At 58.4% G+C, this 16757-nt stretch carries 16 protein-coding genes; 7 read left to right on the top strand and 9 right to left on the bottom strand.

What is annotated here, in order from left to right:
* Positions 1 to 3: 3 nt before the first annotated feature.
* The 5 genes from FPL19_RS07795 to FPL19_RS07775 form a co-directional block, all read right to left on the bottom strand.
* Positions 4 to 690 (bottom strand): SCO family protein, encoded by a 687-nt coding sequence (locus tag FPL19_RS07795; RefSeq protein ID WP_150911882.1) that lies wholly within the window; start codon positions 688 to 690, stop codon positions 4 to 6.
* Positions 691 to 705: 15 nt separating this feature from the next.
* Positions 706 to 1629: a heme o synthase gene (gene cyoE, locus FPL19_RS07790; RefSeq protein WP_150911881.1), complete on the bottom strand. Its 924-nt coding sequence runs from the start codon at positions 1627 to 1629 to the stop codon at positions 706 to 708.
* Entirely contained in the window at positions 1626 to 2657 is a 1032-nt protein-coding gene (locus FPL19_RS07785; protein ID WP_404802816.1) for a COX15/CtaA family protein, read from the bottom strand. Before FPL19_RS07785 ends, cyoE begins: the two co-directional genes overlap by 4 nt.
* A gap of 112 nt (positions 2658 to 2769) precedes the next feature.
* Positions 2770 to 3420 carry a hypothetical protein gene (locus tag FPL19_RS07780; protein WP_191965237.1) on the bottom strand — a complete coding sequence of 217 codons (651 nt, stop codon included), beginning with the start codon at positions 3418 to 3420 and terminating at the stop codon, positions 2770 to 2772.
* The gene (locus FPL19_RS07775; protein ID WP_225314331.1) at positions 3407 to 4141 is read right to left on the bottom strand and encodes an SURF1 family protein; all 735 of its coding nucleotides are present in this window, start codon (positions 4139 to 4141) and stop codon (positions 3407 to 3409) included. Before FPL19_RS07775 ends, FPL19_RS07780 begins: the two co-directional genes overlap by 14 nt.
* Positions 4142 to 4191: 50 nt before the next feature.
* Between FPL19_RS07775 and FPL19_RS07770 the strand changes: the two genes are divergently transcribed.
* Positions 4192 to 4395, top strand: coding sequence for a twin transmembrane helix small protein (locus FPL19_RS07770; RefSeq protein ID WP_150911880.1), 204 nt, complete (start codon positions 4192 to 4194; stop codon positions 4393 to 4395).
* A 12-nt stretch (positions 4396 to 4407) separates the two neighbouring features.
* On the opposite strand, the gene FPL19_RS07765 is transcribed toward FPL19_RS07770, so the two are convergent.
* The 3 genes from FPL19_RS07765 to coxB all read right to left on the bottom strand — a co-directional run bounded on the left by FPL19_RS07765 (position 4408) and on the right by coxB (position 8172).
* Positions 4408 to 5295: a cytochrome c oxidase subunit 3 gene (locus tag FPL19_RS07765; protein WP_150911879.1), complete on the bottom strand. Its 888-nt coding sequence runs from the start codon at positions 5293 to 5295 to the stop codon at positions 4408 to 4410.
* A gap of 61 nt (positions 5296 to 5356) precedes the next feature.
* Positions 5357 to 6943, bottom strand: a complete 1587-nt coding sequence (gene ctaD / locus FPL19_RS07760; RefSeq protein ID WP_150911878.1) for a cytochrome c oxidase subunit I — start codon at positions 6941 to 6943, stop codon at positions 5357 to 5359.
* A 104-nt stretch (positions 6944 to 7047) separates the two neighbouring features.
* A complete protein-coding gene (gene coxB, locus FPL19_RS07755; RefSeq protein ID WP_150911877.1) occupies positions 7048 to 8172 on the bottom strand; it encodes a cytochrome c oxidase subunit II in 1125 nt (374 codons plus the stop codon).
* A 271-nt stretch (positions 8173 to 8443) separates the two neighbouring features.
* Between coxB and FPL19_RS07750 the strand changes: the two genes are divergently transcribed.
* The 6 genes from FPL19_RS07750 (at position 8444) to FPL19_RS07725 (ending at position 14948) form a co-directional block, all read left to right on the top strand.
* Positions 8444 to 9736 carry an MATE family efflux transporter gene (locus FPL19_RS07750; RefSeq protein WP_150911876.1) on the top strand — a complete coding sequence of 431 codons (1293 nt, stop codon included), beginning with the start codon at positions 8444 to 8446 and terminating at the stop codon, positions 9734 to 9736.
* Positions 9737 to 9898: 162 nt separating this feature from the next.
* The gene (locus FPL19_RS07745; protein WP_150911875.1) at positions 9899 to 10546 is read left to right on the top strand and encodes a hypothetical protein; all 648 of its coding nucleotides are present in this window, start codon (positions 9899 to 9901) and stop codon (positions 10544 to 10546) included.
* 23 nt (positions 10547 to 10569) lie between these two features.
* Positions 10570 to 11235, top strand: coding sequence for a methylamine utilization protein (locus FPL19_RS07740; protein WP_150911874.1), 666 nt, complete (start codon positions 10570 to 10572; stop codon positions 11233 to 11235).
* Positions 11235 to 13610 carry a putative bifunctional diguanylate cyclase/phosphodiesterase gene (locus FPL19_RS07735; protein WP_150911873.1) on the top strand — a complete coding sequence of 792 codons (2376 nt, stop codon included), beginning with the start codon at positions 11235 to 11237 and terminating at the stop codon, positions 13608 to 13610. The genes FPL19_RS07740 and FPL19_RS07735 overlap by 1 nt, the downstream gene beginning before the upstream one ends.
* Positions 13607 to 14488 carry a DUF3034 family protein gene (locus tag FPL19_RS07730; RefSeq protein ID WP_150911872.1) on the top strand — a complete coding sequence of 294 codons (882 nt, stop codon included), beginning with the start codon at positions 13607 to 13609 and terminating at the stop codon, positions 14486 to 14488. The genes FPL19_RS07735 and FPL19_RS07730 overlap by 4 nt, the downstream gene beginning before the upstream one ends.
* Positions 14489 to 14504: 16 nt before the next feature.
* The gene (locus FPL19_RS07725) at positions 14505 to 14948 is read left to right on the top strand and encodes a group I truncated hemoglobin (RefSeq protein WP_150911871.1); all 444 of its coding nucleotides are present in this window, start codon (positions 14505 to 14507) and stop codon (positions 14946 to 14948) included.
* Positions 14949 to 14957: 9 nt separating this feature from the next.
* On the opposite strand, the gene FPL19_RS07720 is transcribed toward FPL19_RS07725, so the two are convergent.
* The gene (locus tag FPL19_RS07720; protein WP_225314330.1) at positions 14958 to 16754 is read right to left on the bottom strand and encodes a sensor domain-containing diguanylate cyclase; all 1797 of its coding nucleotides are present in this window, start codon (positions 16752 to 16754) and stop codon (positions 14958 to 14960) included.
* Positions 16755 to 16757: the final 3 nt, after the last annotated feature.

The raw sequence follows: 16757 nt of genomic DNA, 5'->3' as shown, positions 1-16757 counted from the left end.
GGATCAGGACTGGGCCGCCCGGGGGTGGTTTTCCCTGGCCCACTCGTAGATTTTCCGGAAAGCCGAGGCGATGTCCTTCGGTGAGTGGGGCGGCTGGATTACGGCGGCAAGCTTTCCCTCGGGGTTGATCAGCGCGAAGTGACCGCTGTGGCTGACCAGGGTTTCTCCCTCCACCTCACGCTCGGAAAACGCCGCCCCGAGGCTCTCGGCCAGCGCTCGCAGTATGGGAAGCTCACCGGTGGCCCCGTGGAAATTGTCGCCGAAGAAGCTCACATATTCCTTGAGCTTTGCCGGGGTGTCGTTTTCAGGATCCGCCGTGATCAGCAGATACTGTGGTTGCGGCAGCGTTTCCGGCAGCAGGCTCTCTGTCTGGCGTAGATTGGCCATGGCAGCGGGGCAGATATCCGGGCAGTTGGTAAAGCCCACAAAGGCAAAGGTCCAGTGCCCCTTCAGGTCTTCCGGGGTGAAGGACTCGCCGTTTTCATCCACAAGCTGAAAATCCGTCAGTGGCCGGGCCTGATCATAGACATAAGTATTGATCTCGGTGAGGTCCGGCGCCGGCGTAGGTTCTCCGGAATCCGCCAGAAAGGTCTGCCGGCCAATCACCAGCCCGAAAATCAGGATCACCACAAGTAGCATGACGGCCAGTGTCAGGCGGATGGAACGGTTTGTGGATTGGCCGGAATTCATTCAGAACGTAATCCTTCAGAAGAAGACAAAGTGGTCGACCAGTAGAAACACGAACAGGGCCATCAGGTAGGTGATGGAATACTTGAACGTTTTCAGCGCCACTCGACGATCATCGCCCCGCAACAGACGAACGGCGTACTGCAGGAACCTGAGCCCCAGTGCTACGGCGCCCACCAGGTAGATACCACCGGACATGCCGGTCACGAAAGGCAGCAGACTGACCGCAAACATAATGAGGGTATACAGAAGAATATGCAGTTCGGTGTACCGGTTGCCGTGGGTCACTGGCAGCATGGGAATACCGGCCTTGGCGTACTCTTCTTTTCGATGGATAGCCAGGGCCCAGAAATGCGGTGGTGTCCAGGCGAAGATAATCAGCACCAACAGCAGCGCGTGACCATCGATCTGACCAGTGACTGCGGTCCAGCCCAGAAGCGGCGGCATAGCGCCGGCCAGCCCCCCGATCACGATATTCTGGGGTGTCATTCGCTTCAGAAACAGGGTGTAGACCCCGGCGTAGCCCACCAGGGAGGCCAATGTCAGCCAGGCGGTCAGGGTATTCACCTGCCACACCAGTATTACCATTCCGGCCACAGCCAGACCGGTGGCAAACAGCAGCGCATCCAGGGGGGCAATCTTGCCGGTGGCCACGGGCCGTTTACGAGTGCGGGCCATGACCGTGTCGATCTTCTGGTCGACGACATGGTTGACCACGGCGGCCGCGCCGGCCAGCAGAGCAATGCCCAGGTTGCCGTATAGCAGAACCTCCCAGCCCGGAACACCCGGCGTTGCCAGCAGCATCCCGATGACCGACGTGAGGATCATCATCGCGACCACGGTGGGTTTGGTCAGTTCCAGATAGTCCCGCCAGGAGATCGCCGACGACGCTCTGGTTTCTCCGGAAGCCTGTGCGGGCAGCCTCTCAACATGCTCGCTCATGCTGGTACCTCTCGATCATTCATTATTGTATGTGGTGTTTCTTCGCCAGCCTCGCTGGCTGGCATTCGCTTCAGGCGCCAGATCAGATTGACCACGCTCAGCAACAGGCCTGCACCCATTGCATTATGCGCCACCGCCACAGACAGCGGTATATGGAAAATAACGTTGGCCAGTCCGAGCAGAATCTGTAAAACCAGAATCGTTGCCACCAATGCCACAGGCCATGCCATGGGTGTGCCCCGGACACGGCGCCACAGTAATGCCAGAAAAACGGTGAAGTACGCAAGTACGACCATGGCACCGACCCGATGAGTGACGTGAATGGCAACTCGACCGTCCGCCGTCAGCTGGCCTCCGAGATAGTTCGGGCCCACGTGCTGGGTAACGTCAAATCCGTGCTGGAAATCCATATCGTCCGGCCACCACTGGCCCTGACAGGTGGGTAGATCCGTACAGGCTACCGCGGCGTAATTCGCCGCAGTCCAGGCACCGAGGGCAATCTGCAGTACAACCAACAGGAGCCCCCCATAAAGCCAGGGCCGGAAACCGCCCAGAGTCTGCCGGTTCTGTTTTTCAACGGGTTGCGCAGACGGTTCCGGGGCCGGACGGGCATGATTTCGCAAGCGTAAGGTCAGTAGGGTCAGCAGCGTTAGGGTGGTAAAGCCCCCCAGCAGATGCAGGGCGACTATCTGGGGCCAAAGCTTGAGGGTCACCGTCCACATACCGAACGCCCCTTGCAGCAGTATAAAGGCGGCAATAAACAGTGGCAGCTTGACCGGCAGACCTTCACGGCGATGTCTTACCGCGTAACCGGCCAGGCCGAACACCACCAGGCCAAGGGTGCCGGCGGCATATCGGTGAATCATCTCAGGCCAGCCCTTTTCGGCTTCCACCGGGGTGTCCGGGAAACGGGCGTTGGCAATGGCAATGTTTGATTCGCCCTGGGGCACCGTCAAAAACCCATAACAGCCCGGCCAGTCGGGACAACCAAGCCCGGCATCCACCAAGCGAGTCCAGGCACCAAGCATGATCACGACAACGGCCAGCAATGTGGCAAACAGTGAGGCCCGGGCCAGAAAGCTGGTGCGACTGGATGATGTGGAATTATATGGATTCAACGGTTGTTCTCCGGAAACGCGGCTAGCCGATCTGCGAAAGTTTCAGCAGTTGTTTGAGATCTTCCAGCATCTGCTTGCCGGTGTGCTCACTGCCGTAATGCATAATGACGTTCCCGAAGGGGTCAACGACCAGAATACGGGGTTGGGTGTCTGGATTGACACCTGGTGGCCACGAAGGTTCAGCGCCGTCTGTCAGTTCCAGGGTCTCCATCGACGAATACTCCGACGGCCAGCGGGCCGCAAGGTCGTCGCTGACGTTGCCAAGCCAGGCAGAACGATTCACCCGGTTGGCATTTTTGCCCAGAGCGATATTCACCTGTCGGGTCAGATACAGCAAATCTTCACAGGCAGCTTCGCAATCGCCGGCAACCACCATCATCATCCACTCGGGCTCTTCGAGTTCGGGGCCGAAGCGATCCTCCAGAGGCATGCCCCCCGCCCCCTGCAACTGTAGTTCGGCCACCGGCACCGGTGGATTCAGTAACACACCGTTATTGCTCTGCGCCGTGGGATTCATCCAGCCTGTGTAATACATGATGGTTGCCAGCACCATGGGGCCAAACCCGATGGCAAATAGCAACAAAGCCATTCTACGCCCGCGCCGGACCTGCTCCGGCGATACGTTGTGGTTGTCTTCTTCATTGTTGCGGTTCATGGATTCAGCCGTTGTCATTGTTGTTTCCCGTTCTGCGGTAGCTTGCAACCAACGTCAATATAACCAGTGCGGCGGCCAGTGAAAACCATTGCACGGCATAGCCGTAATGGGTTTGCGGCCCCATTGTGTCCGGCGCCCAGTCAGCACGGTATGCGCCGGGCTGGTCGGGGCCCTTGAGGCGCAGGACCAGCGGCGCCACGTCCGGAATCTGCGCGGACACCTCGGCCCGGATAAGCGCCTGCACCCGCTTGGGCCAGCCAACCTGATCATCGGGTGTCTGCATCAGCACAGGCGGAACAGGGTACTCGCTCAGGCGACCGGAAACCGCCACCTCGCCCTCCGGCGTGTTGATGTCCGGCAACTCGTCCCGGCGCCGTGGCGCCAGTACCCAGCCACGATTGATCACCAATGGGCTGCCGCTGTCCGGGCGAAAGAGCGTCAGAACTTCATAGCCGGCCGCACCATCACGGGTCCGATTATCCAGCAGCCACGTATTGTTTCCGTATTCGCCCGTCAGCGTCACTGGCTGACCCGGCTGCAGGCCTTCGGCAATGTGCTGAGGCCAGCTCAGTTCTGTCGCCTGCTGCTGCCATTGCGCAAGGCGGGCTTTCTTTTCTGCGGCCCGATCCAGTTGCCAGAGGCCGAGCCCGATCAACAGTGGTAGAAATATGCCGGCGAAAACCATCAGCCGCCAGTCGAACCGCCACCGACGGGGCTCGACTGAATCAGGCGCGACCATGGTCTGCTATAGTGGCCAGTAAACTCACCTTTTGTTCCACAGGATTACTCATGCTGAAAATTTCCATCGTTGTACTCATGCTTGCGGTCGTGGTGAGTCTGTTCAGCGGATTGTTTTTCCTGATAAAGGATGGCGGGAAAAGCAACAGGGTTCTGAATTCACTGGCACTGCGGGTCGCACTGAGCATCGCGCTGCTGGCGGTGATTCTTATCTCGCTATGGCAAGGGGGCCTGACACTGAATCCGACCCCCTGATCCTCATCGGGCTCAGATTACATAGACGAACACAAACAGACCGAGCCAGACCACGTCTACAAAGTGCCAGTACCAGGCCGAGGCTTCGAACCCGAAATGGTTGTCGGGCGTAAAATGTCCCTTATGAATCCGGACCAGCATGATGGTAAGCATCAGCGTACCCAGTATCACGTGCGCCCCGTGGAACCCGGTCAGCATATAGAAAGTGCTGCCGTAGATGCCGGATCCCAGCGTCAGGTTCAGGTCCTGATAGGCATGGACATACTCATAAGCCTGCACACACACAAAGACCAGAGCCAGAGCAATGGTCGCTCCCAGCCAGAGCTTGGTCTTGGGCCGGTTATCATGCTTCAAGGCGTGGTGTGCCACGGTGACGGTGAAAGACGACGTCACCAGCAGGATGGTGTTGATCAGGGGCAGGCCCCAGGGCCCAATGACAGAAGCTGGCGCCGGATAGGCTTCAGGATTGGGCGTGTTCAGCAGCGGCCAGCTGGCCTGAAACCCTTCCCAGAGCATATTGGTACTGCCTTTATCGCCCTCGCCGCCCAGCCATGGCAGGGCAAACACACGAACGTAGAACAAAGCACCAAAAAAGGCCGCGAAAAACATCACTTCGGAGAATATGAACCACATCATCCCCCAGCGGAAAGAGCGGTCCATCTGCGGGCTGTAAAGCCCGGAACGACTTTCCTTGATGACATTGCCGAACCACCCGAAAAGCATGTAGACCATGATGGCCGTGCCGGCCCAGAACATAATCCACGAGCTGGTGGTTTCTGCACCCTGCTTACTATCCACCATGATGGCTGCAAGGCCATACAGCATCACCCCAAGCCCAACGGTAGCAATGATGGGCCACTTGCTCTGTTCAGGCACGTAATATGACTGGTTGTCGGCCATGTTAATCTCCGATGGCTTTTCCGTTTTCAGTTATTGTTTTATCGAACGGCGCCGCCAGGCGCTATTTCACTTCCGGCGGCGTCGCGAACGTGTGATAAGGCGCCGGTGACGGTACCGTCCACTCCAGACCTTCAGCACCATCCCAGGGCTTGGCGGAGGCTTTCTCTCCGCCTCTTACGCATTTGACCACAATGAACAGGAACAGCAGCTGCGTCGCACCGAACATAAACGCGCCAATACTGGACACCATGTTGAAGTCGGCGAACTGCAGAGCATAGTCCGGGATACGACGCGGCATACCCGCCAGCCCCAGGAAATGCATGGGGAAGAACGCCAGGTTCATGCCCACGAACGACAGCCAGAAGTGGGTCTTGGCCAGGGTTTCATCGTACATGTGCCCGGTCCACTTGGGCAGCCAGAAATAGGCCGAGGCGAAGATACCGAAGATGGCACCGGGCACCAGCACGTAGTGGAAGTGCGCCACAACGAAGTAGGTGTCGTGGTACTGGAAGTCCGCCGGGGCGATGGCCAGCATCAGTCCGGAGAAACCGCCAATGGTGAACAGGATCACGAAGGCAACGGCAAACAGCATGGGCGCTTCAAAGGTGAGGGAACCACGGAACATGGTGGCAACCCAGTTGAACACCTTAACGCCCGTGGGCACCGCGATCAGCATGGTCGCATACATGAAGAACAACTGGCCGGCGATGGGGATCCCCACGGTAAACATGTGGTGAGCCCAGACCACAAACGACAGCAGAGCGATCGCACCTACCGCGTATACCATTGAGGCATAGCCGAACAGCGGCTTGCGGGAGAATGCCGGGATGATATGAGACACCGCACCAAAGGCCGGCAGAATCATGATGTAGACCTCGGGATGGCCGAAGAACCAGAACACATGCTGGAACAGTACGGGGTCGCCGCCGCCGGAAGCATCAAAGAAGCTCGTGCCGAAGTTGATATCCATCAGCATCATGGTGACCACGCCGGCCAGCACAGGCATAACGGCAATCAGCAGGAAAGCGGTGATCAGCCAGGTCCACACGAACAGGGGCATTTTCATCAGGGTCATACCTGGTGCACGCATGTTCAGTATGGTTGCGATCACGTTGATAGCACCCATGATGGATGAGATACCCATTATGTGAACGGCAAAGATGAAGAAGGTGGTACTCGGTGGCCCGTAAGTGGTGGACAGCGGAGCGTAGAAGGTCCAGCCGAAGTTCGGTGCGCCGCCCTGCATAAAGAGGGTGGAAACCAGAATCAGGAAGGCGCAGGGCAGAAGCCAGAAGCTCCAGTTGTTCATCCGTGGCAGGGCCATATCGGGCGCGCCCACCATCAGCGGGAGCATCCAGTTAGCCAGGCCGACAAAGGCCGGCATGACCGCGCCGAATACCATAATCAGACCGTGCATGGTCGTCATCTGGTTGAAGAATGCCGGCTCCACAATCTGCAAGCCCGGCTGGAACAGCTCGGCCCGAATCACCATTGCCATGGCCCCGCCCAACAGGAACATGGTGAAACTGAAGATCAGGTACATGGACCCGATGTCTTTATGGTTGGTCGTCAGCAACCACCGGCTGAATCCCTTGGCAGGGCCGTGGTGATGATCGTCCTGGGCGTGGGTATCTGTAACCGCACTCATGAAAACCCCCGTTTACCGCCTTTAACTACTGGCTGGTGATGTCATTAATCTGGCAGTGGTCAAAAACACACTGCCGGAGAAAGTCGCCGGCAGTGTATGTTCAATCATTCCTGGTTTTTGTAATCGAAAACCTGTTTCGGCGTCACCATTTCACCGGTGTCGTTACCCCAGGCATTCCGCTCGTAGGTAATCACGGCGGCAAGATCCACCTCGCTTAGCTGGTTACCGAAGGCCTGCATGGCCGATCCGGGCACGCCATTAACCACGACGTCCAGGTGAGCCTGCATGTCTTCCAATGCAATCTGGCTGCCCTTCAGGGCGGGGAATGCGGGTGGAGCGCCGGTGCCGTCAGGCTGGTGACAGGCCGCACAGGCGGTGGCGTAAGCTTTTTCGCCCCGCTCCATCAGTTCAGCCATGGTCCAGTCTTTCTGAGTAAGATCACGCTCAGCCTCTGCAGCGGCTGTCTGCTCGCTGACCCAGGCATCGTATTCTTCACGTGGGACCGCTCTGACCACCACGGGCATAAAGCCGTGCTTGATACCGCACAACTCGGTGCACTGACCACGATAAATGCCGGGCTCGTCTACCTGCGTCCAGATTTCGTTGATAAAGCCGGGAATTGCGTCTTTCTTGACGCCGAAGGCAGGAACCCACCAGCTATGGATGACATCGTTTGATGTCAGCAGCAACCGGACCCGGGTGTCCACCGGAATGACCAGGGGATTATCGACGTCGAGAAGATAATTTTCGGTTTTCTGCGTGCGGTTGTAGATCTCGTCATCGCTGGTGGAAATGTTCGAGAAATAGCCGAAATCCTGATCGATATAATCGTATTTCCAGCGCCACTGGTAGCCGGTTACCTTGATATCGATTTCTGCCTCGGTGGTGTCATACATATCCACGAGGGTAGCGGTGGCCGGAATGGCCATAACGACCAATATGACCAGGGGGATAATTGTCCAGAGAATTTCCACCAGAGTGTTCTCGTGGAAATTGGCCGGCTTCCGGTCCGGAGATTTGCGATGGGCAAAGATAGACCAGAACATGATGCCGAAGACCACAACGCCGATGACGACGCAGATCCAGAGGATGGTCATGTGAAGGTCGAAAATTTCATTACTGGACTTGGTTACCCCGGGGCTCATGTTCAGCGTCCAGTCCGCCATGGACATCGCTGGCAACATAAGACCACCCAAGAGTGCACCTGCCCGTCTAACTTGCACGCGCATACTGTGTCTCCACAGAGTGTTATTCTTGTCGGATTTCGCGACCAATCCCTCTGGCCCGAACAGCGCTCGCAAACACTATTCTCGTCAGAGCGGAAGCCTGCTATGGATAAATCAGCAACAAGTATAGGCACATTCCGAAAGGATTCGAAAGTCCCCGAAGGCAGAATTCCACTAAAGAAGGAACATTTTTCTGGCCACTGAACCGAGCAAAACAGCCTCTCGCAGCCTGTCACGGACAGATCAACGGCTCTGGGCGCTGGCCTGGCCGCTGATGCTGACCAACCTCACCGTGCCTCTGCTGGGCCTGGTAGATACCGCCGTACTCGGTCATCTGGACAGCCCCGAATACCTGGGCGCCGTGGCGGTAGCCGCGAACCTGTTCAGCATTCTGTACTGGACTTTCGGCTTCATGCGCATGGGCACCACCGGACTGGCGGCCCAGGCCTGGGGCCGGCGGGACGAATTCGCACAGATAGCCCTGCTATTGAGATCGGTACTGCTGGCAACCGGCATCGGGCTCGTGCTAATCCTGTTTCATCAACCCATAGTGGCATTCGGCCTGATCCTGATGAATCCCAGCCAGAACGTTGCCGAGCTGGCCGCCGAGTACGCCTCGATCCGGATCTGGAGCGCCCCTGCCGTGCTCTGTCAGTACACCCTGGTGGGCTGGCTGATCGGCACCCACTCCCCCAAGGGCCCAATGATCATGCTGATCGTGGCCAATGGCCTGAATATAGTTCTGGATGTTCTGTTCGTAACGGTTCTGGGCTGGAACAGCGCAGGTGTTGCTGTCGCCACGGTTATGGCGGAGTACTCGGCCGCGGCCGTGGGCTTTTACCTGGTACTGAAGAATATGCCCTCGGGCCAAGGGTTTACCCGTGCCCTGTTCGGCCGCGTCAGCGACTATCTGACAATCCTGCAGGTCAACCGCTACATTATGGTCCGTACCATTGCCCTGTTGCTGGTGCTGGCGTTCTTTACCGCCCAGGGCGCCCGCCAGGGTGACACGGTGCTGGCGGCCAACGCCGTGCTGATCACTTTTCTGCTGGTGATTTCCAACGGTCTGGACGGTTTTGCCAATGCCGCAGAGGCACTGATTGGCGAAGCAGTGGGACAGGGCGACCGGGCCCAGTTCAGACGCGTGTTCCGGGTGGCCCTGCGTTGGTCACTCTGGGGTTCGGTGCTTTTCACAGTGGCGTTCGTGCTTGGGGGCCGGTTCCTGATCAGCCTGCTGACCGGTATTGACGAAGTCCGCCACACAGCCTGGCAATATCTACCCTGGCTATGGACGCTGCCGCTAACCGCCGTGTGGGGGTTTCTGCTGGACGGCGTATTCATTGGCGCCACCCGCACCCGGGACATGCAGAACACAATGCTGGTATCGGCGGGGCTGGTGTTTCTGCCGGTCTGGTGGCTGACCACCGGGTGGGGCAATCATGGCCTGTGGTTTGCGCTTATCAGCCTGATGATAGCCCGTGCACTTTCCATGGGATGGCTGTGCTACCAGCACACCCGGCACGATCGCTGGTTCGACGGGAACAGCCGTTCAGGGCATACCGGTTGACCGGGCAGACTGGCGAATCTGGTCTACACTTGGGAGGATAAGCAGGCGTGTGGCCAAGCCAGCGGCATATTCCTGTCACCGGCGATTCTGCTCCTGACTCGGTTCCTGATACAGGGAGGCGCCTTGCGACCCCATTCCGTTCAGATATTGGCATCTCCTCAAATGACACCGAAGGCTGTGCTAGACATTATTGATCAGGCGAGGCGCCAGGAAGCACGCTCTGGCACCTTCCTGAGGCAGATGCAGGAGAGTGCCCTCTCGCTGCCGTCTACCATCGCCATCGAGGGGTACCAGCCCGCCAGCTGCCTGTTTCAGTTTGCCCTCGAGTACATTGAGATGGCCCCCCGACTGATCGAGTGTGTGGAAGCCTGTGCCGCCGAAGCCGGCAAATCGGAATTGTTCGCGCCATTCATAAAAGCTGCAATTGGTTACTTTACTCAGCCCTCTGTATTGCTGGTACGCTATGACGGCCTGGGGGGACTGCTGATTCGTGCCTACCTGTGCCACCGTTTAATGGAAGAGATGTGTGAGAACAACCGCTGTACCCGCGCCAGTGAACTGGTGGATGTGGAGGCAACCAGGGCCAACCTGCTGGCACATCAGCTCATTGGTGAGCCCTTTGCCAACGAGCTGGACCAATCCATCACTGTCACCGTTCTGCAGATTGCAGGCACACCGGACTATTACGAACTGAATCTGGATCCGTTCGTAGAACAGACAAGGAATGCAGCGTGGGACTGGATGAAGCAGTACTGGGACAATCTGCTGGATCGCAATCATATACGCCTTTCTCTGGGGGGCGTTGAGTAGTTGACAGGCGAGTGGTCATACCGATGTTCAAAAACTGGATTGTTCCGCTATTGCTGACCATGGCGCCCCTTGCACTGGCAGCGGAGCCGACGACGCTTTCGGTCAGAATCGTAGACAGCTCGACCGGGGAACCCGTCGAGGACGCCCGGGTTATAATCAATCACGGCCAAGCCGCCGAGCCCTCCAGCGCCGAAATGATCCAGAAAGGCCGAGAATTCCGGCCGCATTCTCTGGTCGTTCCCAGAGGATCGAAGGTCGATTTCCCCAATCGGGATAACACCCAGCATCACGTGTATTCATTCTCGCCCGCCAAATCCTTCAATATTGAGCTCTTTGCAGGCCAGCCCGAAGAACCCATCCTGTTTGACAAAACCGGCGTTGTGGAAGTTGGATGCAACATTCATGACCAGATGCAGGGCTTTATTCTGGTTACCGAAAGCGCCCTGACGGCCCGCACGGGGCCGGACGGCATGGCCGCCATCCGTCTTCCTGCCAGCGTGTCGGCCATGGCCGACGGGAAGCTGGACTTCAGCCTTTGGCATGACAGGTTGCAGAACACCACGCAAACCGTCGATGTGACGGCCAGTATTCCGTCCTCCGGCCCCTTAGAGCTGGCCCTGGACCTCAAGCTGGAACGTCCGGAAAAGGGGCGACTGGACGGTTTACAAAAACGCTTCCAGGATCTGTGATGGGAATAGCAAACCGGATCGGATTTCGGGGCAGGCTCGTGACGGCTATGGTGGCGTTGGTTGCTGTGGTCAGCATCAGCATCGGCGCCCTGCTGATGCTTTATTTGTTTGAGGATGAAAAAGCACGGGCTGTAGAGCAGCTCCGACTGGGCGAGCGGGTAGCCGCGGAAATTCTGGAGCGTCGCACCAGCCTGATCCTGTCCCGCCTGGACGTGGTGGTCAGGGACTTCGGATTTCGCTCGGCCCTGGCCAGCCGCGACCGGGCAACGGCAGACAGTGCACTGGAAAACCAGAGCCGCCGCGTCGGCGCCCGATTTGCCGTGATCATCGGTAGCGATAGCCAGGTACTGGCCACTGCCAGTACACCCCCTGAAAACCTCAGGCAGCGGGCGGAAACCCTCAAGCTGCTGGCGGAAGCCCAGGTCAACGGCTTTGCCAGCCAGATCACGGTGATCGATGGTCGTGCCATCGAACTGGTCACGCTCCCGGTGGAAGCGCCAGGATTGCGGGCGCAATTGATCGCCGGTTTCGAACTGGGCGAGGAAGTGGCGGACATTATCGAACGCCTTAGTGGCACGGAAGTACGCTATCGCGCCAAACTGCCCGGAGACGATAACTTCCAGTTTCTCTCCGACGACTCGGCCATGTCCGACGGCAGGCTCCGCGAGCTGGCCGGCGTCAGTGCCGAGAATCAGATGGGCTCGCGTTTTGTCAGCAGCCCGCATTTTTTCACCCGCATTCTTATACTGTCCGACGACCCGCAAACCAGTCTGCAGCTGCTTCTGCTGATCAACCGTGATGCCAGCCTGGCCGCCTATTACAAGCGGGCCATCGAAATTCTGTTGCTGATTAGCGGCGTGTTGATTCTGGCAGCGCTGATTGCGCTGATCGTCGCCCGTAGCCTGGGCAGACCTGTACTTGCGCTGGCCGAATACGCCAAATCCATTGGCGATGGCGCATCCCCGGAACCTCCCCGCATCCGGGCGGGCGGTGAACTGGAGGAACTGCGACATGCACTGGGGGACATGCTGGAGAAACTCAAGGACCGGGAAGCACAGATACGTTACGCGGCCAGCCACGACGAAATTACCGGCCTGCCCAATGCCCACGCCTTCCTGAACAGCGTGCGGGAAGGGTTCAGCGAGAATCAGTCCTACCGCCTGTTTGGTCTGCGCATCAATGAGCTGTCCAATATCAACGATACTCTGGGCCTGGCGTTTGGCGACAAAGTGCTTCAGGCTGTGGCAGACCGGCTGCGCCATGAACTGCCCGACCACTCGGAACTGGCCCGCACCGGCGGCGGTGAATTCCTGATGCTGGCCGACGCCTGCACGGGCGAAGCCCTGAACGCGTTGGCCCACCAGCTTCTGGACGCTGTGCAGGCGCCGCTGATGATCGATAACACCCCGTTCGCCCTACGCTGCACCATGGTTTCACTGCAACTGCCGGAAGACGCCCAGGACACCGACCAGGTCCGTCGGCGGCTGAATCTGACCTTTGAGCTGGCCCAGTCCACCCGCCAGCGGGTGACTCATTATCAGCCGGGCAGGGACGAAGACCACCTGCGAGAGCTGCAGATTATTTCGGACCTGACCTCGGCCATTGCCGATATGGGTCTGCACATGAACTATCAGCCCAAGCTGGCCATGGCCGACGGCAGTCTGCAGCAAGTAGAGGCCCTCGTGCGCTGGATTCACCCGGAGCTGGGATTTATCTCACCGGAAGAGTTCATTTTCCTCGCAGAACAGTCCGGTCAGATCACCGACCTCACCCGCCACATTCTGCGCCGCGTGGCCCAGGACGCCAGCCACTGGCATGCTTCCGGGCTCGATATTGGCGTGGCGATCAATCTGTCGACCATGGATCTCACCCGGCCTGAACTGATTGACGAGGTTGCGGATGCCTTCTCGGACTGGAAACTGCCTATGTCCGCCATAACGCTCGAGGTGACCGAAAGCGCCCTGATGGACGACCCGGAAACGGCACTGGAAACCCTCGGCAGGCTCCGCCAGTTAGGAGTCACCCTGTCTGTCGACGATTTCGGTACCGGGTATTCGTCACTGTCCCAGCTACGCAAGCTGCCGGTGCAGGAGCTGAAGATCGACAAATCCTTTGTGCTGAAGCTCGATAGCGAACCCCAGGACCAGCTGATTGTCAGGTCGACGATCGATATGGCCCATGGGCTTGGCCTGAAAATTGTCGCCGAAGGCATCGAGAACCGTGAGGCCTGGCATATCCTAAAGGGCTGGGGTTGCGAGACCGGCCAGGGCTTCTACATGAGCCGTCCCGTCGGTGCCTCTGACCTGTTGGCGACCGTCAACAAACTACAGGACATGAAACCGGAACTGGAAACCCCGGGAGAAACGACGCCATGAAAAACTACCTGAGCACTCTCGCCACTGGCTTACTGATACTGGCCTCATCCGCCCCCGCTGTGGCGGATGTTGGGAGTCGCCTATGGGCCACTGGTGGCGTGACATCCATTGAGGGCAGTGCCGGTGGCGGCCTGTCTCCCTGGGCCCTGCTGAACGGCTACGCCAGTGATGAAGAATGGGGCGGCACAGTGACGCTGTCGCGGGCCGAAACCGACGACTATTCGCTGAACGTCACCGGCGCTGGCGTTACCTGGAAAAACCGGGTGGAGCTGACGTTTGCAAGGCAGACACTGGACCTGGATTCACTGGTGTTCACCCTCAAGAACGGCTTTGGCCTGGAAGAGGAGGAGCTGGTGCAGGATGTGGCAGGCCTGAAAGTGCGATTGGTGGGGGATGTGCTTTACAGCTCCTGGGGCCAATGGTCGGCAGGCCTGCAATACAAACAGAATCGTGAATACACGGTGCCCGAAGCCATCGGTTCCCGGGACGACACAGGCGCCGACTTCTATCTCAGCGGCAGCAAACTGTTTTTTGCCGCCATTGCCGGCCGCAACCTGCTGGTGAACGGCACCCTTCGGGCCACCAAAGCCAACCAGGGCGGCCTGCTGGGTTTCGGCGGCGACCGCAACGACAGTTACGAAGCCATGGCCGAGGGCAGTGTCAGCCTGTTCCTGAGCCGCCAGTGGCTGGTGGGCACCGAATATCGCCAGAAACCGGACAACCTCGGCTTTGCCACGGAAGATGACTGGTGGGACGTGTTCGTGGCCTGGGTGCCGGATCGTCGGGTGTCGGTGACCGCCGCGTGGGTCAACCTCGGTGACGTTGCCACCCTGCAAGACCAATCCGGCGCCTACCTCTCCCTGCAGGCCAGTTTCTGATTCACCGGAGGACACCATGAAAGCTTATATTCTGACTCTTGTTCTCGCCTCCGTGCTGCTCAGCGGGTGCCAGACCCTCAGCAGCAACGCTGACACCGATTCGTCACCAGAGCTCTACCAGCAGCTCGGCGAGCGCAGGGGCATCGCCACTATCGTGGAAGATCTGCTATACCTGATTGTCGAGGACGAACGGATCAACGAACACTTCGCCGGTATTGATGTGTCCCAGTTCCACACCAACCTCACAGACCAGCTGTGCAGCGTGAGCGGCGGCCCCTGCACCTACACCGGCCGGGGCATGCGGGAGAGCCATTCCGACATGAACATTACCGATACGGAGTTCAACGCCCTGGCAGAGAACCTGATTCTGGCGATGGAAGAAAACGGCGTGCCGGTCAGCGCCCAGAACCGGCTGATCAAGCGTCTGGTGCCCATGTACCCGGACATCCGCAACCTTTGATCAGACCGATCAGACCGGTTCTGCCGCCTCGCAGCCGGATTCACGGAACACCATGACCCGGTTGCGCCCGGCGTCCTTGGCCGCATAAAGCGCCTCGTCCGCATGCCTCACCAGGTCAGTTGCCACCTGGTTTCGGGTGGGAATGGCAGTGGCAACGCCCAGACTGATGGTGAGCGAGAGCGGCTGCCCGTCGCTTCCGGCGGGCAGAGGCACCGAGGCAGCGGCCTGCCTGAGGCGTTCAGCCACCGCCAGTGCGCCAGCTTCGGGGGTATCCGGCAGCAGAACCACAAACTCCTCACCGCCATAGCGGGCCAGGAGATCACCGGACCGATGGATAAGCTCACTGCAGGCTGACGCCACGCTGATAAGGCAGTCATCCCCGATCAGGTGACCATGGTTATCGTTCAGCTTCTTGAAATGATCAATATCCATGAGGATTACGCTAAGCGGATAGCCTTGACGACAGGCGCGATTGAATTCCGTTGCCAGGCAGTCGTCAAAGCGGCGCCGGTTGGCTACCTGGGTCAGGCCATCGGTTATGGTCATGGCCTTGAGCCGGTCATTCACCTGTTCCAGTTCCTCGGTCCGGGCCTGGACCCGGGCTTCCAGAGTCTGATTAGCCTGACGCTGAACTTCCAGCGTCCGTTCTTGGGCCTGCTGGCGACGCTTGCGTTCAAGACTGATGCGGGAAGCCAGGGCAAAGGACATCAGCGTCACCTCCAGAGCCACACCGATCTGCGGTGCAACATCGGTCAGGTCACTACGCGGAATCACCCCAATCTTGCTGGCGGCATTTACCAGGTGCCCCAATAAAAGGGGAGACCATGCAATCACGTAATATTTTGCCAACACCTGTCCTTTCCGCCATGCAACCAGGCCAATAATGAATGTCAGCAAGGTCACCAGCATTGTCAGCACACTGACGAAAACCGCAGAAGACTGATAGTCGCCAAAAATTCCAAAAACGATACCGAAAAGAGAGACAACGACGACGGCCTGCATAACCCGATAGGACCAGGGGCTGAATCGTCGAAGGGACAGAAAACTCATTGCAAAAAAGGCTGCAAACAGGATATTTGCGGCCACCACCGGGCCCGTGAAATATCGGTTCATGATGGGTGAATCGGGCCAGAACCATTGAAAGGTAAGGCCATTCAGATTCATGATCGCAAGCGCGGACGCAACCACCGTCAGCACGTACCAGAAATAGGCGGGATTACGGACCAACAACATCACGAAGGCGTTGTAGACCGCCATGGCAATCATGATGCCGAGAAACAAAGCCTGCCATCCGTAATCGATCTGTTCAGAGGCAATCAGATCAGCGGTGTCGCTGACGTCAATCGGCACCTGCACAGCTCCTTCGGATTGTACCCGAATGTAGGCGGTGACTGGTTCTTCCGTCTGAGGAACCGGGAACAGAAAATTTCGATGACGCACAGGGCGAGAATCGAAAGCCACGCGATCGCCGGTTTCAAACTGCGACAGCCGCTCGCCGGCGCTGACCCAATCCAACCGGACATAATCCAGCAAAGGATAGCCGATCTCGAGATAGCGCTCGAACTGGGCAGCAGGGAGGGTAAGGCGCACCCATATGTCATCGGCGTCAAAACCGGCGTTCAACGTTTCGCCTGCGGGGACCTGGCTCCAACGGGCGTCGGGCAGGGTCCTGACTTCTTGAAGCGTCAGACCGCCGCTCGGCGCCTTAATCCAGTCAACAGCGTAATCTGCCCCATGGGCAAAGTTCGCCGCCGCTGACAACAGCATCAACAAACAACCAACAAGGCCACAAGTTATAGGCTTCATAGA

It is taken from the genome of Marinobacter halotolerans, from assembly GCF_008795985.1.
In the GTDB taxonomy this organism is placed as follows: Bacteria; Pseudomonadota; Gammaproteobacteria; order Pseudomonadales; family Oleiphilaceae; genus Marinobacter; species Marinobacter halotolerans.
Note: the sequence above shows the minus strand (reverse complement) of the source record. Positions and strands in the feature narration are given on the sequence as shown.

What these genes read in the sequence shown, in the direction of transcription:
- FPL19_RS07770 (WP_150911880.1), top strand. Translation starts at nt 4,192, where the DNA reads ATGCTGAAAATTTCCATCGTTGTACTCATGCTTGCGGTCGTGGTGAGT.
- cyoE (WP_150911881.1), bottom strand. Translation starts at nt 1,629, where the DNA reads ATGAGCGAGCATGTTGAGAGGCTGCCCGCACAGGCTTCCGGAGAAACC.
- FPL19_RS07765 (WP_150911879.1), bottom strand. Translation starts at nt 5,295, where the DNA reads ATGGCCGACAACCAGTCATATTACGTGCCTGAACAGAGCAAGTGGCCC.
- FPL19_RS07775 (WP_225314331.1), bottom strand. Translation starts at nt 4,141, where the DNA reads ATGGTCGCGCCTGATTCAGTCGAGCCCCGTCGGTGGCGGTTCGACTGG.
- coxB (WP_150911877.1), bottom strand. Translation starts at nt 8,172, where the DNA reads ATGCGCGTGCAAGTTAGACGGGCAGGTGCACTCTTGGGTGGTCTTATG.
- FPL19_RS07735 (WP_150911873.1), top strand. Translation starts at nt 11,235, where the DNA reads ATGGGAATAGCAAACCGGATCGGATTTCGGGGCAGGCTCGTGACGGCT.
- ctaD (WP_150911878.1), bottom strand. Translation starts at nt 6,943, where the DNA reads ATGAGTGCGGTTACAGATACCCACGCCCAGGACGATCATCACCACGGC.
- FPL19_RS07720 (WP_225314330.1), bottom strand. Translation starts at nt 16,754, where the DNA reads ATGAAGCCTATAACTTGTGGCCTTGTTGGTTGTTTGTTGATGCTGTTG.
- FPL19_RS07785 (WP_404802816.1), bottom strand. Translation starts at nt 2,657, where the DNA reads ATGCTTGGTGCCTGGACTCGCTTGGTGGATGCCGGGCTTGGTTGTCCC.
- FPL19_RS07750 (WP_150911876.1), top strand. Translation starts at nt 8,444, where the DNA reads ATGCTGACCAACCTCACCGTGCCTCTGCTGGGCCTGGTAGATACCGCC.
- FPL19_RS07780 (WP_191965237.1), bottom strand. Translation starts at nt 3,420, where the DNA reads ATGACAACGGCTGAATCCATGAACCGCAACAATGAAGAAGACAACCAC.
- FPL19_RS07745 (WP_150911875.1), top strand. Translation starts at nt 9,899, where the DNA reads ATGACACCGAAGGCTGTGCTAGACATTATTGATCAGGCGAGGCGCCAG.
- FPL19_RS07730 (WP_150911872.1), top strand. Translation starts at nt 13,607, where the DNA reads ATGAAAAACTACCTGAGCACTCTCGCCACTGGCTTACTGATACTGGCC.
- FPL19_RS07740 (WP_150911874.1), top strand. Translation starts at nt 10,570, where the DNA reads ATGTTCAAAAACTGGATTGTTCCGCTATTGCTGACCATGGCGCCCCTT.
- FPL19_RS07725 (WP_150911871.1), top strand. Translation starts at nt 14,505, where the DNA reads ATGAAAGCTTATATTCTGACTCTTGTTCTCGCCTCCGTGCTGCTCAGC.
- FPL19_RS07795 (WP_150911882.1), bottom strand. Translation starts at nt 690, where the DNA reads ATGAATTCCGGCCAATCCACAAACCGTTCCATCCGCCTGACACTGGCC.